The 15955-nt window shown below is 48.5% G+C and carries 13 protein-coding genes; all 13 read left to right on the forward strand.

What is annotated here, in order from left to right; genetic code table 11:
• The first annotated feature begins 40 nt into the window (after positions 1-40).
• The 13 genes from E8L90_RS04105 to E8L90_RS04165 all read left to right on the forward strand — a co-directional run bounded on the left by E8L90_RS04105 (position 41) and on the right by E8L90_RS04165 (position 15896).
• Positions 41-2506: a penicillin-binding transpeptidase domain-containing protein gene (locus E8L90_RS04105; RefSeq protein ID WP_137028108.1), complete on the forward strand. Its 2466-nt coding sequence runs from the start codon at positions 41-43 to the stop codon at positions 2504-2506.
• A 64-nt stretch (positions 2507-2570) separates the two neighbouring features.
• Positions 2571-4499, forward strand: coding sequence for a stage V sporulation protein D (locus tag E8L90_RS04110; RefSeq protein ID WP_137028109.1), 1929 nt, complete (start codon positions 2571-2573; stop codon positions 4497-4499).
• A gap of 152 nt (positions 4500-4651) precedes the next feature.
• On the forward strand, positions 4652-6130 hold the full coding sequence (locus E8L90_RS04115) for a UDP-N-acetylmuramoyl-L-alanyl-D-glutamate--2,6-diaminopimelate ligase (protein WP_137028110.1): 1479 nt from the start codon (positions 4652-4654) through the stop codon (positions 6128-6130).
• Positions 6131-6172: 42 nt separating this feature from the next.
• Entirely contained in the window at positions 6173-7144 is a 972-nt protein-coding gene (mraY, locus tag E8L90_RS04120; RefSeq protein WP_137028111.1) for a phospho-N-acetylmuramoyl-pentapeptide-transferase, read from the forward strand.
• Positions 7141-8505 carry a UDP-N-acetylmuramoyl-L-alanine--D-glutamate ligase gene (murD, locus tag E8L90_RS04125; RefSeq protein ID WP_137028112.1) on the forward strand — a complete coding sequence of 455 codons (1365 nt, stop codon included), beginning with the start codon at positions 7141-7143 and terminating at the stop codon, positions 8503-8505. The genes mraY and murD overlap by 4 nt, the downstream gene beginning before the upstream one ends.
• Positions 8506-8570: 65 nt before the next feature.
• Positions 8571-9665, forward strand: a complete 1095-nt coding sequence (gene spoVE, locus E8L90_RS04130) for a stage V sporulation protein E (RefSeq protein WP_137028113.1) — start codon at positions 8571-8573, stop codon at positions 9663-9665.
• Positions 9666-9745: 80 nt separating this feature from the next.
• Positions 9746-10849, forward strand: a complete 1104-nt coding sequence (murG, locus tag E8L90_RS04135; RefSeq protein WP_137028114.1) for an undecaprenyldiphospho-muramoylpentapeptide beta-N-acetylglucosaminyltransferase — start codon at positions 9746-9748, stop codon at positions 10847-10849.
• 102 nt (positions 10850-10951) lie between these two features.
• A complete protein-coding gene (gene murB, locus E8L90_RS04140) occupies positions 10952-11857 on the forward strand; it encodes a UDP-N-acetylmuramate dehydrogenase (RefSeq protein ID WP_137028115.1) in 906 nt (301 codons plus the stop codon).
• A gap of 15 nt (positions 11858-11872) precedes the next feature.
• Positions 11873-13129: a UDP-N-acetylglucosamine 1-carboxyvinyltransferase gene (murA, locus tag E8L90_RS04145; protein WP_137028116.1), complete on the forward strand. Its 1257-nt coding sequence runs from the start codon at positions 11873-11875 to the stop codon at positions 13127-13129.
• Positions 13130-13260: 131 nt separating this feature from the next.
• Positions 13261-14046, forward strand: coding sequence for a cell division protein FtsQ/DivIB (locus E8L90_RS04150; protein WP_137028117.1), 786 nt, complete (start codon positions 13261-13263; stop codon positions 14044-14046).
• Positions 14047-14068: 22 nt separating this feature from the next.
• Positions 14069-14779 (forward strand): DUF881 domain-containing protein, encoded by a 711-nt coding sequence (locus E8L90_RS04155; RefSeq protein WP_137028118.1) that lies wholly within the window; start codon positions 14069-14071, stop codon positions 14777-14779.
• A gap of 20 nt (positions 14780-14799) precedes the next feature.
• Entirely contained in the window at positions 14800-15546 is a 747-nt protein-coding gene (locus tag E8L90_RS04160) for a DUF881 domain-containing protein (protein WP_137028119.1), read from the forward strand.
• Positions 15547-15548: 2 nt separating this feature from the next.
• Positions 15549-15896: a small basic family protein gene (locus E8L90_RS04165; protein WP_007717721.1), complete on the forward strand. Its 348-nt coding sequence runs from the start codon at positions 15549-15551 to the stop codon at positions 15894-15896.
• Positions 15897-15955: the final 59 nt, after the last annotated feature.

Below are 15955 nucleotides of genomic sequence, written 5' to 3' on the forward strand. Positions count from 1 at the left end.
GGGGGGCGGGCGATCTTTGATGCGACGGAGTTGAATGGAGATGGAATGGAAACGAAAAGTAAATTGGCGAATTCTCATAGTAGCCTTATGTACGATTTTGATTTTTTCGACGTTGAGCTTTCGAATCTACTGGCTTCAGACCGTCAAAGCTAGTGCTATCATGGAAACTGCAAAAATGCAATGGGACAGGCAACATGTTTTGAAACCAAAGCGTGGAGCGATCTATGATCGAAATGGAGAGATTTTGGCGTATGATGGTAAGGCATACACGGTAAATGCAAGGCTGAAGCCACTTGATACGAGAGACGAAGATGTGGTGAAAGACCCTTACTACACAGCGAATATGCTGGCTCCTATTTTGAATGCGCCTGTTCAAGAATTGGTAAGTAATTTGACCAAGCCGAATAAAGTGGTGGAATTGGGACGCTACGGGCTAAAGATCAGCGAAGCGCAAAGGGACCGAATTCTGAGTTTGCAATACCCGACACTGCCAAGTGGTGAGAAGCTCAAAAAGAATCAGCTCCCAGGGATCTATTTGACTGAAACGACTCGCCGGGTTTATCCGAATAACGCCTTCGCTTCCCATGTAATCGGTTATATTGATTTGTATGATGAACCGAAAATGGGAATTGAGCTGCAAAAGAACAAAGAATTGGCTGGACAAAAGGGACATATTGCCTATCAAAAGGATCGTGCTGGCTACCAACTCCCAGACGGAGAAGGGGAGTATACTCCGGCAAAAGACGGCTCAGATGTATATCTCACCATTGATCGTCAGATACAGGATTATGTAGAACAAGCACTTGATAATGTGGAGAAGCAGTACAAGCCACAGGGCATGACGGTGATTGTAGCTGATCCGCAAAGCGGTGAGATTCTGGCTATGGGCAACCGCTCGCAGTTTAATCCAAATACATACTACAATGGGATTGAGAATTACAATAACCATGCTGTTACCACGATGTTTGAGCCGGGCTCTACGTTTAAGATTATTACGCTTGCGGCGGCGATTGAAGAAAAAATGTTTAATCAGAATGAAACCTATCAATCAGGTGCTTACACGATCAAAGGGCAGATTCCGATTCGTGACCACAACAATGGTCGCGGTTGGGGAACCATCACTTTTTTGGAAGGGGTTCAACGATCCAGTAACGTTTTGTTCGCTAAGTTGGGGTATGAACGGTTGAAGCTGGAGGGCCTGAAAAAATACTTCGAAAAATTCGGGATAGGGCATTTAACCAACATTGAGCTACCGTATGAAAAAAGAGGGAATCTGAACAACATTTATAAACCAAGATCTCCGCGTGACTGGGCTGCAACTACCTTTGGACAAGCCGCGACAGTCACGGCGATTCAGCAGGTGGCGGCTGTAGGGGCAATCGCGAACGGTGGAGAGCTATTGAAGCCGCAAATTGTAAAAGAACTGCGTGATCCCCATACGGGGGCAGTCGTAGAGCGGACGCAGCGTGAAGTTAGGAATCGAGTAGTAAGTGAAGCCACAGCGAAACAAACACGTGATATTTTGGAAACGGTTATTACAGCGGAAGCGGGTACGGGTAAAGCATACAAAATTGACGGCTACCATGTTGCAGGAAAAACCGGAACAGCCCAGAAGTATGAGCGAGGAAAAATTCTGGAGGGACGCTACGTCGCTTCCTTCATCGGTTTCGCGCCAAAAGACAATCCGAAGCTGTTAGTTTACGTCGTCATTGATGATCCGCAAACAGATGCGGGGTATGCGTCTTGGGGTAAAATGATGCTCGCTCCTATGTTTACATCCATTATGGAACGCAGCCTGCAATATTTGCAGCAGCAGCCTGACCTGTCGGCAGTCAAGAATAAACAGAATGAAAAGGCTTCGTCGAAAAAAGAAGCGCAGGCAACGCTGGCATCCTCACCAGCTACATCGAAGACATTGCCTAAGTTTGAAGGGATGTCCACAACAGCCGCGCAATTGCGGGCAAAACAGGACAATTTGACGGTCACGGTAGCCGGAACAGGTACAAAAATCGTCAAACAGTATCCGGAAGCCTATGATCAGGTCGTTCCAGGTGAACAGATCATCCTTGTAACGGACAGGGTAAAAGGAACGAAAATGCCTGATTTCAAAGGAAAATCATTGCGGGATGTCATGGAGTTCAGCTCACTGATCAATCTCGAAATGAAGTCGACTGGAACTGGCTTCGTCATCCAGCAAAGTATTCCTCCAGGAACGGTGATCCAGGGCACAGAGCTGCTTCAGGTAACGCTGCAATCCGTGTCGGAACCATCTGTACCGACTACCCCTCTTCCTGGTCAGGAGGGCAGCACAGTGCCTGCTACAACCACGCCAAACAATCCGGGAGCGAATCCTACTACAAATCCGACAGGAGGAAATAATCAGGCTCCGCCATCTTCCACTCAGCAAACTGGGCAAGGTGGGGCAGCGCAGCCGCCAGCATCTGGACAGGCGCCTCCTCCTGGCAAACCCGGAGACCAATCAACACAAACGCCGACAACTCCATAGTTCTAACTAGTCCCCCCTGCGAATAAGGTTAAGAAGAGACAACCTATTTGAGGGGGGACTCGCTTTGCGGGTATCCAATGCAACTGTACGCCGTCGCATTTTCATCATCTTGATTGTAGGGGTCGTTTTGTATTCGGCGCTTGTCACCCGATTGGGTTATGTTCAATTGATAGAAGGACCGAGACTCTCGCAAATGTCAGATGAACTGCTCAAGCGGGAAATTAAATTTTACCCCAATCGCGGTCGTATTCTAGACAGAAGTGGCAATGAGCTCGTGACGAATATGACTGTACCCACTCTTGTATCGGTAGGGGCGCAAATCAAAGACCCGAAAGAAACAGCGAGACAGCTCGCCATCATTTTGGAGCAAAAAGAAGAAGATGTATTTCGTGCCATTACGAAAAAAGAAATGAGTAACAACCAGATTCCAGGTGGAAGAAAACTGACTGTTGAAAAGGCGAGAAAAATACAAGAATTGAATTTGCCAGGGATATACTTGGCAGGGGATACGAAGCGTTTTTACCCGAACGGAACGATGGCAGCCCATATACTTGGTTTCACAGGCAATTACAATCAAGGGTTGACAGGTCTTGAAAAAATTTATGATTCCTTCTTGATGGGGACCGAGGGGCATATTTCATTTCCGTCAGATGCCAAAGGACGCGTACTGCCAGGCGGAACCGAAGACTACGTAGCACCTGTGAATGGGATGGACATGTATTTAACACTCGACAGTACCGTCCAATCGTTTATCGAACGTGAGCTGGATCAGGCAGTGGTCGCTTATCAGCCTGATGATGTACTGGCGATCGCCATGAATCCAAAGACAGGTGAAATATTGGGTATGGGAAGTCGCCCGACTTTTCAACCGGATGAGTACAGGGACTATCCCTCAGAGGTGTACAATAGAAATCTCCCTATCTGGAAAACATACGAGCCTGGTTCTACATTCAAGATTGTGACACTGGCCGCTGCTTTAAACGAAGGGGTCATCAATCTGAACGAGGGCTTTTACGATCCGGGATTCATTAATGTGGCAGGTAAGCGATTGCGATGCTGGAAGCGGCAGGGGCATGGACAGGAAACGATGCTGGAAGTGGTAGAGAATTCTTGTAACCCTGGCTTCGTTACGATGGGCCAACGACTGCAAAAAGAACGACTATTTGACTACATCAAAAAGTTTGGCTTCGGAAAAAAGACAGGGATCGATTTGATTGGCGAAGAAAACGGGCTGTTATTCAATTTGAATAAAGTAGGACCAGTAGAGCTGGGTACGACTTCTTTCGGTCAAGGGGTATCGGTAACGCCGATTCAACAAATGGCTGCCGTCTCAGCCGCGATCAATGGGGGCAAACTTATGAAGCCGTTTGTCGCCAAAGAATGGCGGGATAGTGTAACACACGATGTCGTAGCGAGGACCTTGCCGACAGAAGTTAGACAGGTGATAACGGAGGAGACTTCTGCCAAAGTTCGGCATGCGCTGGAAAGTGTAGTCGCTCAAGGAACAGGTAATAAGGCATATATTGAAGGGTATCGGGTAGGAGGAAAGACGGGAACCGCGCAAAAAGTAAAAAATGGCCGTTACGTCGATGGGGAATACATCGTGTCGTTTATCGGCTTTGCGCCGGCTGATGATCCGCAGATCGTCGTCTATTTCGCAGTAGACAATCCGAAAGCACTAGCGTTTGGTGGATTGATTGCCGCGCCGAGTGTAAAAAGTATCATGGAATCCTCTCTTCAACATTTGAATATACCCAAACGAAAAGATGGCATCCCCAAGGAAATTAACAAAGCACTTGGAGAAAGGGCGCCAATCGAAGTGCCGAACATGGTCGGACAATCCATGAGAGACGTAGTGACAACGTATGATACTCTGCCGCTCGTCGTTTCAGGTAAAGGTCAGTACGTCATCCAGCAGTCCCCTGCACCCGGAGTAAAAATTGATGAGGGCGGAAAAATTCGCATATACCTTGGTGACAAATCGACCAATTAGCTATAAAATGAGATTTCGAAGGCGGAGGGGAGTAGGCTTGTCTACGTTCGCTCTGCCTTTGTTCGTCAAGACTGCGCCTAAATGATCGGCGTAGCCAAGTACAAATGTTCAAATTTCTGTCTATACTAGTTGGAGAATGGGGTGCCTGTTTCATGTTTCTACGGGATCTGCTCATGCCTTTGTTGCCAGTAACGGTTTCGGGGGATGACAGCATGGAGATTACGGGTTTGACAGCAGACTCGCGCCAGGTAAAGCCCGGCTACTTGTTTGTCTGTCTGACTGGATATACCGTGGATGGACATACGTTCGCGGCCCAGGCAGTGAAGGATGGTGCCGTTGCCGTGTTATCCGAACAAGATCTGGACGTGCCAGCGACTATTGTCAAAGTACCGGATACCCGGCGGGCAATGGCTATGCTGGCTGATCGTATTTTCGGATCTCCTACGAAAGAAGTAAAAGTCATTGGCGTAACGGGGACAAATGGCAAGACGACCACTACGCATCTGATCGACAAAATTTTGTGCGATCAAAGTAAGCAAACAGGCTTAATCGGAACGATCCATATGAGAATTGGAGACGTAACGGAGGAAGTCAAAAATACGACTCCAGATGCCATAGATTTGCAAAGAAGCTTTCGTCGCATGTGCGATGTAAACACAGACTATGCGATTATTGAGGTTTCCTCTCATGCACTGGAGTTGGGAAGAGTCCGCGGTTGCGAAATCCATACAGCGGTTTTTACCAACCTGACCCAGGATCACCTCGACTATCATAAAACGATGGAAAACTATCGCTACGCCAAATCATTGTTGTTTTCCCAGCTGGGCAACGGCTATGACACAGACCGTCTAAAAACGGCTGTACTGAATGCGGATGATGAGGCGTCCGAATTATATGCCACCGTTACACCTGCGCGAGTCATTACTTACGGCATCGATCAACCAGCAGATGTAAGGGCAAAACAAATCGAAATCACAAGTAAAGGAACTTCTTTTACAGTCGAAAGCTTCGCTGGCAGTGCGCGTCTGAACTTGAAGCTGATGGGAAAGTTCAATGTGTATAACGCTTTGGCAGCCATCGCGGTTACACTGGCAGAAGGTATTCCGCTAGGAGAGATCAAAGCGAGCCTGGAACAGGTAGCGGGTGTAAATGGGCGATTTGAAGCAGTAGATGCTGGTCAGCCGTTTGCGGTGCTCGTCGACTACTCTCACACGCCAGACAGCTTGGAAAATGCATTGATGACTGTCAAGGAATTTGCCCGTGGCAACGTATTTTGCATTGTTGGCTGCGGAGGCGACAGGGATCGAACCAAACGCCCGATCATGGCGCAAATTGCAACGAAATATGCTGATCTGACCGTCTTAACATCAGATAATCCGCGCTCGGAGGAGCCGCAGGCGATTCTCGATGACATGCTCGCTGGCTTGTCGGAAGTGGCACCTGATCGTTATACGGCACTGACAGACCGACGCGAAGCAATTGCCCATGCAGTATCGCTTGCAAAGCCGGACGATGTGATCTTGATCGCCGGAAAAGGACACGAAACGTATCAAATTATAAAAGACCAGGTGTTGCCCTTCGATGACCGCGAAGTTGCGCGCGAAGCGATTGCCCGGTACAACCAAGAATAGAACAGATGCCACACACTGCATCGAAAGAAAGGAGGCTCGGGCATGTTCGTTGACAACGTCCTAATCGTCACGATCGTCGCTTCGTTTCTCATCGCCGTACTCATTGGCCCATTGTTTATTCCCTTCCTTCGCCGCCTGAAATTTGGGCAGGCAATTCGTGAAGAAGGGCCGCAATCCCACTATAAGAAGGCTGGAACTCCCACCATGGGAGGCACCATCATTCTTTTGGCACTCATATTTACCGTGCTGAAGTTTGCTAATGCTAAAATGGAAATTTACTTCCTGTTATTGGTGACTCTCGGATACGGTCTAATCGGGTTTTTGGATGATTTCATCAAAATCAAGAAAAAACGCAATCTCGGGTTGACCGCCAAACAGAAGTTTGCTGGTCAGATTGTCTTGGCAATCGGCGCTTATATTTTGCTGCTCATGATGGGGCATGACACGTCCATTCATCTGCCAGGTACACCGTGGAAGCTGGAGCTCGGCTATTTCTACTTCCCATTCCTGTTGTTCCTCTTGGTAGGTACAACGAATGCCGTTAACATCACAGATGGAGTAGATGGACTATTGGCAGGGACGGGAGCAATTGCTTTTGGTGCTTATGCCATCATCGCATGGTTTAGTCAAGATTATGATACCGCTATTTTTAGTGCGGCTGTTGTAGGTGCGCTACTTGGCTTCCTCGTCTTCAATGCACATCCGGCACGTGTGTTCATGGGTGATACCGGTTCACTCGGACTTGGTGGAGCGCTGGCGGGAATTGCAATCATGACCAAGACCGAATTGCTCTTGGCTATTATCGGTGGGGTATTTGTTGTCGAGACGCTCTCTGTTATTATGCAGGTAGTCTCCTTTAAGACACGTGGAAAGCGTATTTTCCGTATGAGCCCCCTGCATCATCATTTTGAATTAACAGGCTGGTCAGAGTGGCGCGTGGTTGTCACGTTCTGGCTCGTTGGTATGTTCTTTGCTGGATTGGGTGTATACCTTGAGGTGGTGACAATCAGATGATGCGTTTTCAAGATAAGCATGTCGTCGTTATTGGTATGGCAAAGAGCGGTGTCGCAGTGGCAAAACTGCTACACCGCTTTGGTGCTCATGTCGTCGTAAATGATAAAAAGCCACGTGAAGAAGCAGTGGGGATAGAAGAGCTGGAATCGTTGGGGATACCGGTCATTTGCGGTTATCACCCCGATGATCTCATTCATGAAGGCTTATCCCTTGTGGTCAAAAATCCGGGGATTCCGTATGAAGCAGCACCCGTCAAGCAGGCGCAGGCACTAGGCATTCCTGTTGTGACGGAGGTGGAGCTGGCCTCCCAGATTGCCAAGGCACCGATTATCGGCATTACAGGCTCTAATGGAAAGACAACGACCACTACGCTCGTTGGACTGATATTCAAAGAAGCGGGTCTGGATGCGAGAGTAGGAGGCAACATTGGTACCGTTTTGTGTGGTCTAGCGGAGGAAGCTGGTCCCGACGAATGGCTCGTTGCCGAATTGAGTAGTTTCCAACTGATGGGGACGAGGGAATTCCGCCCGCATATCGGTGTTTTGCTCAATCTGTATCCTGCTCATCTGGATTACCATCACACCATGGAAGAGTATTTGGCAGCCAAACTAAAAATGTTTGCCAACCAAACGGCAGATGACGCCGCTATTTTGCCATATGACCAACCAGAGATCGTAGAAAAATGCAAAGACCTCCCTGCAGCCATCTACTACTTTAGCAAGAGTCAAGAGGTACCAAAGGGAGCTTTTGTCAAGGATGGTTTGATCCTGTTTGCGGATGGGAATGGGAATACAGAGCCAATCGTTGCGATAACGGATATTACCGTTCCGCATCTGGATAATGCACTGGCAGCGATTCTTGTTGCGAAGCTCGCAGGCGCGGACAAGCAATCGATCATACAAGTTCTTACTACCTTCCCAGGGGTAGAGCACCGGATGGAGTTCGTAGATTCGATCCGTGGTGTCAAATACTTCAACGATTCAAAAGCGACCAATCCGGAAGCGGCATCGCGTGCCTTGCAAGCATGCAAGGAGCCAGTCGTATGGATTTGCGGTGGGCTGGATCGTGGTGTTGATTTTCGGGAACTGCTGCCTGTGATCCAAGGTCGGGTAAAAGCAGTCATCGCTCTCGGGCAAACGGCTCCGATTTTATTGGAACGTGCTCAGGAAGCAGGGATTAATGAGCGTATCCATGTCGATACTGTGGAAAAAGCCGTTCTTGCTGCTTCCCAGTTGGCCGAATCAGGTGATGTGGTCTTACTGAGCCCTGCTTGTGCGAGTTGGGACATGTTTCCTTCGTTTGAGACAAGGGGGAGCATGTTTAAGGACGGCGTGCATAGACTTAAAACAAGCCTAGCATAACGTCCCACTGTATCATCAAGAATATGACAAAAGCGGGACGGCATGAGAAAGGATGACCTGGCACAATGAGCAAGGTACGCTCTGCCCCCGACTTCATAATTATTTTTGCAACACTTTTTTTATTGGGAATTGGCATCGTGATGGTGTACAGCGCTAGCGCGATCGTGGCGCAAAAGCCGCCATTTTCCGATCCGTATTTTTTCGCCAAGCGGCAACTGATCTTTGCGTTGTTAGGGATTACATCCATGTACATTACGATGAATATCGACTACTGGGTGTGGAAGCAATTGGCCAAGCCAGGGTATTTGGTGAGCATCGGCCTGTTAATTCTGGTTTTGATTATCGGGATCGAAGTAAATGGCTCAAAAAGCTGGCTTGGTTTTGGCGCTTTTGGAATTCAACCAGGAGAATTTGCCAAGCTGGGCGTCGTTGCATTTCTGGCGAAGTGGCTCTCCGATAATCAGAAACAAATTGTTTTGTTCCGAAAAGGTCTTATGCCTGCCTTGGGAATTCCCGTTTTGTGTTTTGGCTTGATCATGTTGCAACCAGATTTGGGAACCGGGACGGTTTTGATGGGAACTGCGGTCGTTATGATTTTTGCGTCAGGTGCGCGGGTCAGTCATTTTGTCGGATTGGGAATGATTGGAGTCGTTGGCTTCATTGGCTTGGTTTTATCAGCACCTTATCGAATCAAAAGGATTACGTCCTTCCTCGATCCGTGGTCTGACCCGCTCAATACCGGCTATCAAATCATCCAATCCCTTTACGCAATAGGTCCCGGCGGTTTGTTGGGTCTTGGTCTTGGACAAAGCAGACAGAAGCATTTGTACCTGCCTGAGCCGTACAATGATTTTATTTTCTCGATTGTCGCGGAGGAGCTTGGCTTTATCGGAGGCACGCTCATTCTCCTGCTATTCCTCCTCTTGTTGTGGAGGGGAATGCGGACGGCGATTACAGCTCCAGATTTGTTCGGAAGCCTGCTTGCGCTAGGGATCATTGGCATGATTGCCATCCAGGTTGTCATCAATATTGGTGTTGTGACAGGGATGTTTCCGGTGACAGGAATCACGTTGCCGTTCTTAAGCTACGGGGGGTCATCATTGACACTGATGCTCACTGGTGTAGGTGTCTTGTTGAACATCTCACGTTTTTGTCGATAACAGAAACCTCAACGAGGAGTACGCAATAAGTAAGTAATTCAGTCTATTGCTACTCCTTCTCAAAAAAAGGGTGTGAACGTATGCGTGTCGTCTTAACAGGCGGTGGCACAGGTGGACATATTTATCCGGCGCTTGCGGTGGCGAGAGAAGTTTCTCGCCAAAATCCGCAGGCTGCCTTTTTGTATATTGGCAGTAAAAAAGGCTTGGAAGCAGATTTGGTTCCGAGATCAAATATTCCTTTCCAATCCGTAGAAATTAGTGGATTGAAACGCAAGCTGTCGTTGGACAACCTGAAGACCTTGTGGAAATTCGTCCGGGCTGTTGGCGATGCCAAGAAAATGTTGCGCGAGTTCAAACCGGATGTCGTAATTGGTACGGGTGGCTACGTATGTGGTCCAGTCGTATATGCAGCTTCGCGCTTGGGGATTCCAACTCTAATCCATGAGCAAAACGTAGTGCCGGGCTTGACCAACAAGTTTCTTTCTCGCTCAGCTACATGCGTGGCGGTTTCGTTTAAAGAATCACTTGCCTATTTTCCTCCGTCTAAAACGGTACTGACCGGAAATCCGCGTGCAACGGAAGTCATGCATGGGAATGCGGAGGCGGGTCGTAGCTTTTTGGGCGTGGACAATAGCAAAAAAATCGTGCTGATCTTTGGTGGCAGTAGGGGAGCGCGCGCAATCAATGAGGCTGTGCTTTCGGTGGTTACGCAGTTGGACAAATATGCTGATACTCATTTTGTATATGTGACGGGCGACGTTCATTTTGAAACGATTTCGGCACAGCTTCATGAACGGGGAACACTTCCAAGTAACATTTCTGTGCTTCCTTTCGTCCATAATATGCCGGATGTTTTGGCGGCGACGCATGTATTGGTTGGGCGTGCAGGGGCATCTACCCTGGCAGAAATAACGGCACTAGGTGTGCCTTCGATTTTGATTCCGTCCCCGTATGTCACCAACAACCATCAAGAGAAAAATGCACGGGGATTGGAGCGCGTAGGGGCGGCTCATGTTATTGTAGAGCGGGAGCTTACCGGAGAGAGCTTGCTACTTTCCTTGGAAAATATCCTTGCCAATCCAGCGAAATGGGAAGAGATGAAAAATAGTTCTCTTTCTATGGGGATGCCGCAAGCAGCGACGGAGATTGTGCGTCAATTAGATGCGATTACACGAAAAAAATGATCAGATAGGCGATTGTCACGCCGATCTGGGCGAACGCATAGTATGGAGCAAACACGTGAGAAGACTAGGTCCGACCTAGCAAACGTATCAGGAGGTTCACAAATGAAAAAGATCGCAGATGAACTCATGCAAGCAGGAATCGAAAAAGTGTGGACCGATGAACCCCTTGCTAATCATACAACGTGGCGGATCGGGGGTCCTGCTGATTTGTTAATCCAACCCAAGGATAAAGCATCCTTGCAAAAGGCCTTGCAGATCATCCATCGTCATGAAATTCCTTGGAGTGTAATCGGGCGCGGTTCAAACCTTCTGGTGAGGGACAGAGGGATACGTGGAGCCGTGCTTAAAGTGGCCGAGGGCTTGAGCCACTGTGAATTCAGGGGCGAAGAGGTGTGTGTGGGTGCCGGATATTCCATGATCCGCCTGGCGGTGGAGACAGGCAAGATGGGATTAACAGGTATGGAGTTTGCAGGAGGGATTCCTGGTACGGTAGGCGGCGCCGTCTATATGAATGCGGGGGCACACGGATCTGATCTTTCACGTATTCTTATTGATGCCGAGATCCTTTTCGAAAACGGCGAAAGTAAAGTGTTGAGTAATGAGGAACTGAGCTTTAGCTATCGGACTTCTCTTTTGCAAAAGCAAAAAGGGATCGTGCTAGAGGCCCGTTTTCAATTGCGGAAGGGCGACAGCGAGGAGATTGCGGCTACGCTCGCTGCCAATAAGGAACGACGGCGCAATACGCAGCCACTGCAGATGCCGTGTGCTGGCAGTGTGTTCCGAAATCCGCCGAATGACCACGCAGGTCGCCTGATTGAAGCAGCTGGGCTGAAGGGCTATCAGATCGGGGGAGCTCAGGTTTCAGAAAAACACTCCAACTTCATCGTGAATTGCGGAGGAGCAACGGCTGCCGACGTCCTCACCTTGATTACTCACGTTCGGAGCACCATTCTCGAGAAAAATGGGATTGACCTGCATCCGGAAGTCCTGGTGGTGGGCGAGGGGTAACACGGAGGTGAAAGTTTGGAGACTTTTGCGATCGAAGGCGGAAGACCTCTGTCCGGTTCGCTTCGGATCCAAGGTGCAAAGAACGCTGCTCTTCCTATTCTTGCCGCTGCTGTGCTCGCGGAAGGGCAATTCTATATCTATGACGTCCCCCATCTAAAAGACATTAAGGTCATGCTCGAAATCTTGACATTGCTTGGGGCGAATACGAAGCATGAGGACGGATGTGTCGATCTGGATACAACGTCAGTCTGTGTCCCGCAGGTGCCGGATGATTTAATGAGCCAAATGCGATCTTCGATTTTTTTGGCGGGACCACTCCTGGCACGTCTGGGTGAGGTCACGATTTCCAGGCCGGGTGGATGTGACATTGGAGAGCGCAGGATTGACTTGCATTTGGCAGGATTGACTGCGCTAGGAGCCAAAATCGAAGAATCGGAAGGCTACATTACATTTCGGGCCAAACAATTGCGTGGGTCGAATATCTTTCTTTCCTTCCCCAGTGTGGGCGCGACGGAAAATATTATGATGGCGGCTGTGCTGGCAAAAGGCACGACCCGAATTTGTAATGCAGCACGAGAACCGGAAATCATCGACCTCCAGAATTTCCTGAATGCAATGGGAGCACGGATCAGAGGGGCGGGCACCGATACGATTGAGATCAGTGGTGTACCTCGTTTGCGTTCCGTCAGTTACCGGATCATACCGGACAGGATTGTAACAGGAACTTATCTGCTGGCTGTCGGTATTTCACAGGGACATATCGAATTGACCAATACACTGCCTGAGCAATTGATGGCATTGATTGAGGTCGCCCGTAGCTGCGGTGTTGAAATCAAGACCCGCCATGATATAATGGAAATCAAAAGCACCTCCCGTCCACGTGCCTACGACCGAATCATCACCTCGCCATACCCTGGGTTTCCAACCGATTTGCAGGCGCAGCTGATGGTGTTTCTGTCACAGGCTAGGGGAACGAGTGTCATCAAAGAGACCATTTTTGAAGGAAGATTCAAACATGTGAATGAATTGGCGCGAATGGGCGCCTCTATATACGTAGATCTTGGCTCCGCAATTATTCGGGGTGTCAACAAATTGACCGCTACGAATGTCGAAGCTACTGATCTTCGAGCAGGTGCTGCCTTAGTCCTCGCAGGGCTTGCTGCAGAAGGTGTTACCACGGTGAACCAGATCCATCATATCGATCGCGGATACGATCGGCTGGAAGAGCAGTTGCGTCAATTAGGAGCCGGTATATCACGAGTATCGATTTGACCGAGGGAGAGTGGGCGGCATAATGTTATGCCGCTTTCCCTGTTTTGTTCAATGACATTTATTCGAAATACATCCAGTAATTTACTTTATACTAGGCAGTGAGCCTAAAAAACATGAGGAAGGGTACGGCCATGGCGGTATATGAGGAACGCATTCCGCAAGTCAAGCAACAACGCCCCAGAAGAAGGGGCAACCGCAAGCTGGTCATTCTACTGGTACTGTTTTTTCTTACCATTCTCATCATCGTTTTTATTCGTTCCCCTTACAGTAAGGTGCAAGAGATTCGGGTGATTGGTAATGATATTTATACGACGGAGCAAATCATTACACAATCTGGCTTAATGAAGGACATGCAGTTTCTAAACGTATGGGAGAACAGTGTACGAAATAATATGAAACCGCTAGAGGCCATTAAAGATGTGACGGTGAGCCGCTCTTTCCCCGGATTGATCACGCTACATATTACCGAACAAAAGCGCGTCGCTTTTTGGAGTGGGCAGGACAGAAGCCGCTATGCCTTACTGGATAATGGCTATGTGCTCAAACAGGTCAATTTCGCCAAGCGCGTAGTGGACAGGCCATTGATTAGCTCGTGGGCATCACCTGAGCTACTTCCCCATCTTGCCAAGTCGCTATCGAAATTATCGCCAGATGTACTCGCGGAGATTTCGGATATTACACTGACGCCAACGGTTTACGACAAGCAACGCGTAACGCTATACATGCGCGACGGGAATGAAGTAAGAAGCGTCATCTATAAGCTGGACAAGATGATGAACTGGTACCCGGCGATCGTGAAAGACTTGCCACCAGATACAAAAGGGGTGCTCTCTTTGTTTGAGCAGCCGTGGTTTATTCCGTACGGGGCTCAAGGGGCTATTCCTATACAGGAAGGGCAAGAGCAGCCACAGCAGTAAATGAAAAAGGGGAAAGTAGACAATGAGTCGTCGTCGCAAATTTCATTTATATTTAACCATCGTGACGTTTTCTACCGGCTTTCTAGTGGCCACTTCCTTCGAAACGAACAAGCTTACGCGCAAAGAACGGATGAATGATCAGCTGTTCCAACAGGAAACGCAATTGAATGACCGGATTTTAGCTGAGAAGGAGCAAAATCGGCATCTGGAAAATCAACTGCTCGATTTGCAGCGTCAGGTGGGAAAAGTGGAAGAGGCGATGGCGGAGCGTAAATCGGAGGCTGCTGATACACTCAGTCAACTGGATGCAGCGCGGATGCTGGCAGGGGTAGTCGCTGTCGAAGGTCCGGGTATCGTCATAACGATGCAGGATAGCCAGAATGCAGCGAACAGCGCAGACATCGCAAACTACATCGTGCATGAGCAGGACGTACGCCTGGTCGTCAATGAACTTCGTGCAGCAGGAGCAGAGGCCATTAGCATTAACGGACAGCGTGTGGTGAGCAATTCCGAGATTCGTTGCATTGGACCCACGATCATCGTAAACGGCATCAAGTCGGCCGCTCCATTCGTAGTAACAGCGATAGGGAACCCGGATACACTAGACAGTGCTTTGAACTTGCCGGGGGGTGTTTTGCACTCCTTGCAAGATTTTGTCCATATAAGCGTAGCCAAAAAAGAGAGGGTCGAGCTACCTGCCTTTGTTGGTGACGCGAAAACGAAACACTCCTAAATAAAAGGATGCGTTTACCTATGTTACAAAAAAGCCGTAAAATCACATTTATTCTTGCCATTATTAGTGCTATCATAGGTGTGATGTTGACTGTGCAATTACGAAGCAGTCTGCATCCTGTTCATAAAGAGTCTCGCAGCATCGCGGAACTTCGGACCACGTTGCAAAAAGAACTGGAGAAACACAAAAACCTGCTCGCAGACATTTCAAAGTATAATCAACTATACTACCAATACGAAACCTCACTCAGTGAAGATGAAAGTATCTCCGTTATGAAAGAGGAGTTGGCACGGACTCGCCGAATGGCTGGTATGGTAGGGATGGAGGGAGAAGGCATCGTGCTCGATGTTGTCGATGCCCATACGCCTGAAGCACCAGTTGCGGATGAACATATGCCTGTGCCAGTTGTAGGCGACTATACGATTGACGATGAAGATTTGCGCTGGTTGGTAAATATCCTGTTTGCAAACGGAGCACAAGCTGTTTCCATTAATGGTCATCGACTGATTGCTACCACTGCGATCCGCAATGTGGGAGACGTCATCCAAATCGATACCAGGACGATCAGGGCTCCGTATGAGATAAAAGCATTGGGGGAGCCTGAAGTATTGTTGTCCGCATTGAAGCTGGAGGGCGTAGAGGATAACTTCCAGCTGGCGAATAAAAAGGTGCTGGCAGAAAAACGGGACAAGCTGATGATTTCAGCGAATAACGAAACACGTGTCATTCAATTTATGAAACCTGTGAAACAAAAAGGAGATTCGTAACCATGTGGCTCCCGCTTATCGGATTGATTGTCGGTCTTGTTGTCGGCTTCCTACTGGATTGGCGTGTGCCCCAGGAGTATAGCAGCTATCTATCAATAGCCCTCTTGGCTGGATTGGATACGATCTTTGGGGGGATTCGTTCGTTTTTAGAACGTACTTTTAACGTTCGTATTTTCATGTCTGGATTCTTTTTCAACACACTTTTTGCAGCAGGCTTGGCCTTCATCGGAGGGTTCTTGGGGATTGATCTGTATTTGGCTGCGATCGTGGCTTTCGGGGTCCGCTTGTTTAACAATCTCGCAGTCATTAGGAGAATTGTTCTATCTAAATGGATCAATCAGCAAGAATAACGAGATGAAAAATGGGAAGATGGTCATTTTTTTGCAAAAAATCAATAAGAAAAAAAGGG

This window comes from Brevibacillus antibioticus (genome assembly GCF_005217615.1).
Lineage (GTDB): Bacteria > Bacillota > Bacilli > Brevibacillales > Brevibacillaceae > Brevibacillus > Brevibacillus antibioticus.

Bases quoted from the DNA above. Each gene is read 5' to 3' on its own strand.
- murG (WP_137028114.1), top strand. From the start codon at position 9,746: ATGCGTGTCGTCTTAACAGGCGGTGGCACAGGTGGACATATTTATCCG.
- murB (WP_137028115.1), top strand. From the start codon at position 10,952: ATGAAAAAGATCGCAGATGAACTCATGCAAGCAGGAATCGAAAAAGTG.
- E8L90_RS04155 (WP_137028118.1), top strand. From the start codon at position 14,069: ATGAGTCGTCGTCGCAAATTTCATTTATATTTAACCATCGTGACGTTT.
- murD (WP_137028112.1), top strand. From the start codon at position 7,141: ATGATGCGTTTTCAAGATAAGCATGTCGTCGTTATTGGTATGGCAAAG.
- E8L90_RS04160 (WP_137028119.1), top strand. From the start codon at position 14,800: ATGTTACAAAAAAGCCGTAAAATCACATTTATTCTTGCCATTATTAGT.
- mraY (WP_137028111.1), top strand. From the start codon at position 6,173: ATGTTCGTTGACAACGTCCTAATCGTCACGATCGTCGCTTCGTTTCTC.
- E8L90_RS04115 (WP_137028110.1), top strand. From the start codon at position 4,652: ATGTTTCTACGGGATCTGCTCATGCCTTTGTTGCCAGTAACGGTTTCG.
- E8L90_RS04150 (WP_137028117.1), top strand. From the start codon at position 13,261: ATGGCGGTATATGAGGAACGCATTCCGCAAGTCAAGCAACAACGCCCC.
- E8L90_RS04165 (WP_007717721.1), top strand. From the start codon at position 15,549: ATGTGGCTCCCGCTTATCGGATTGATTGTCGGTCTTGTTGTCGGCTTC.
- spoVE (WP_137028113.1), top strand. From the start codon at position 8,571: ATGAGCAAGGTACGCTCTGCCCCCGACTTCATAATTATTTTTGCAACA.
- E8L90_RS04105 (WP_137028108.1), top strand. From the start codon at position 41: ATGGAATGGAAACGAAAAGTAAATTGGCGAATTCTCATAGTAGCCTTA.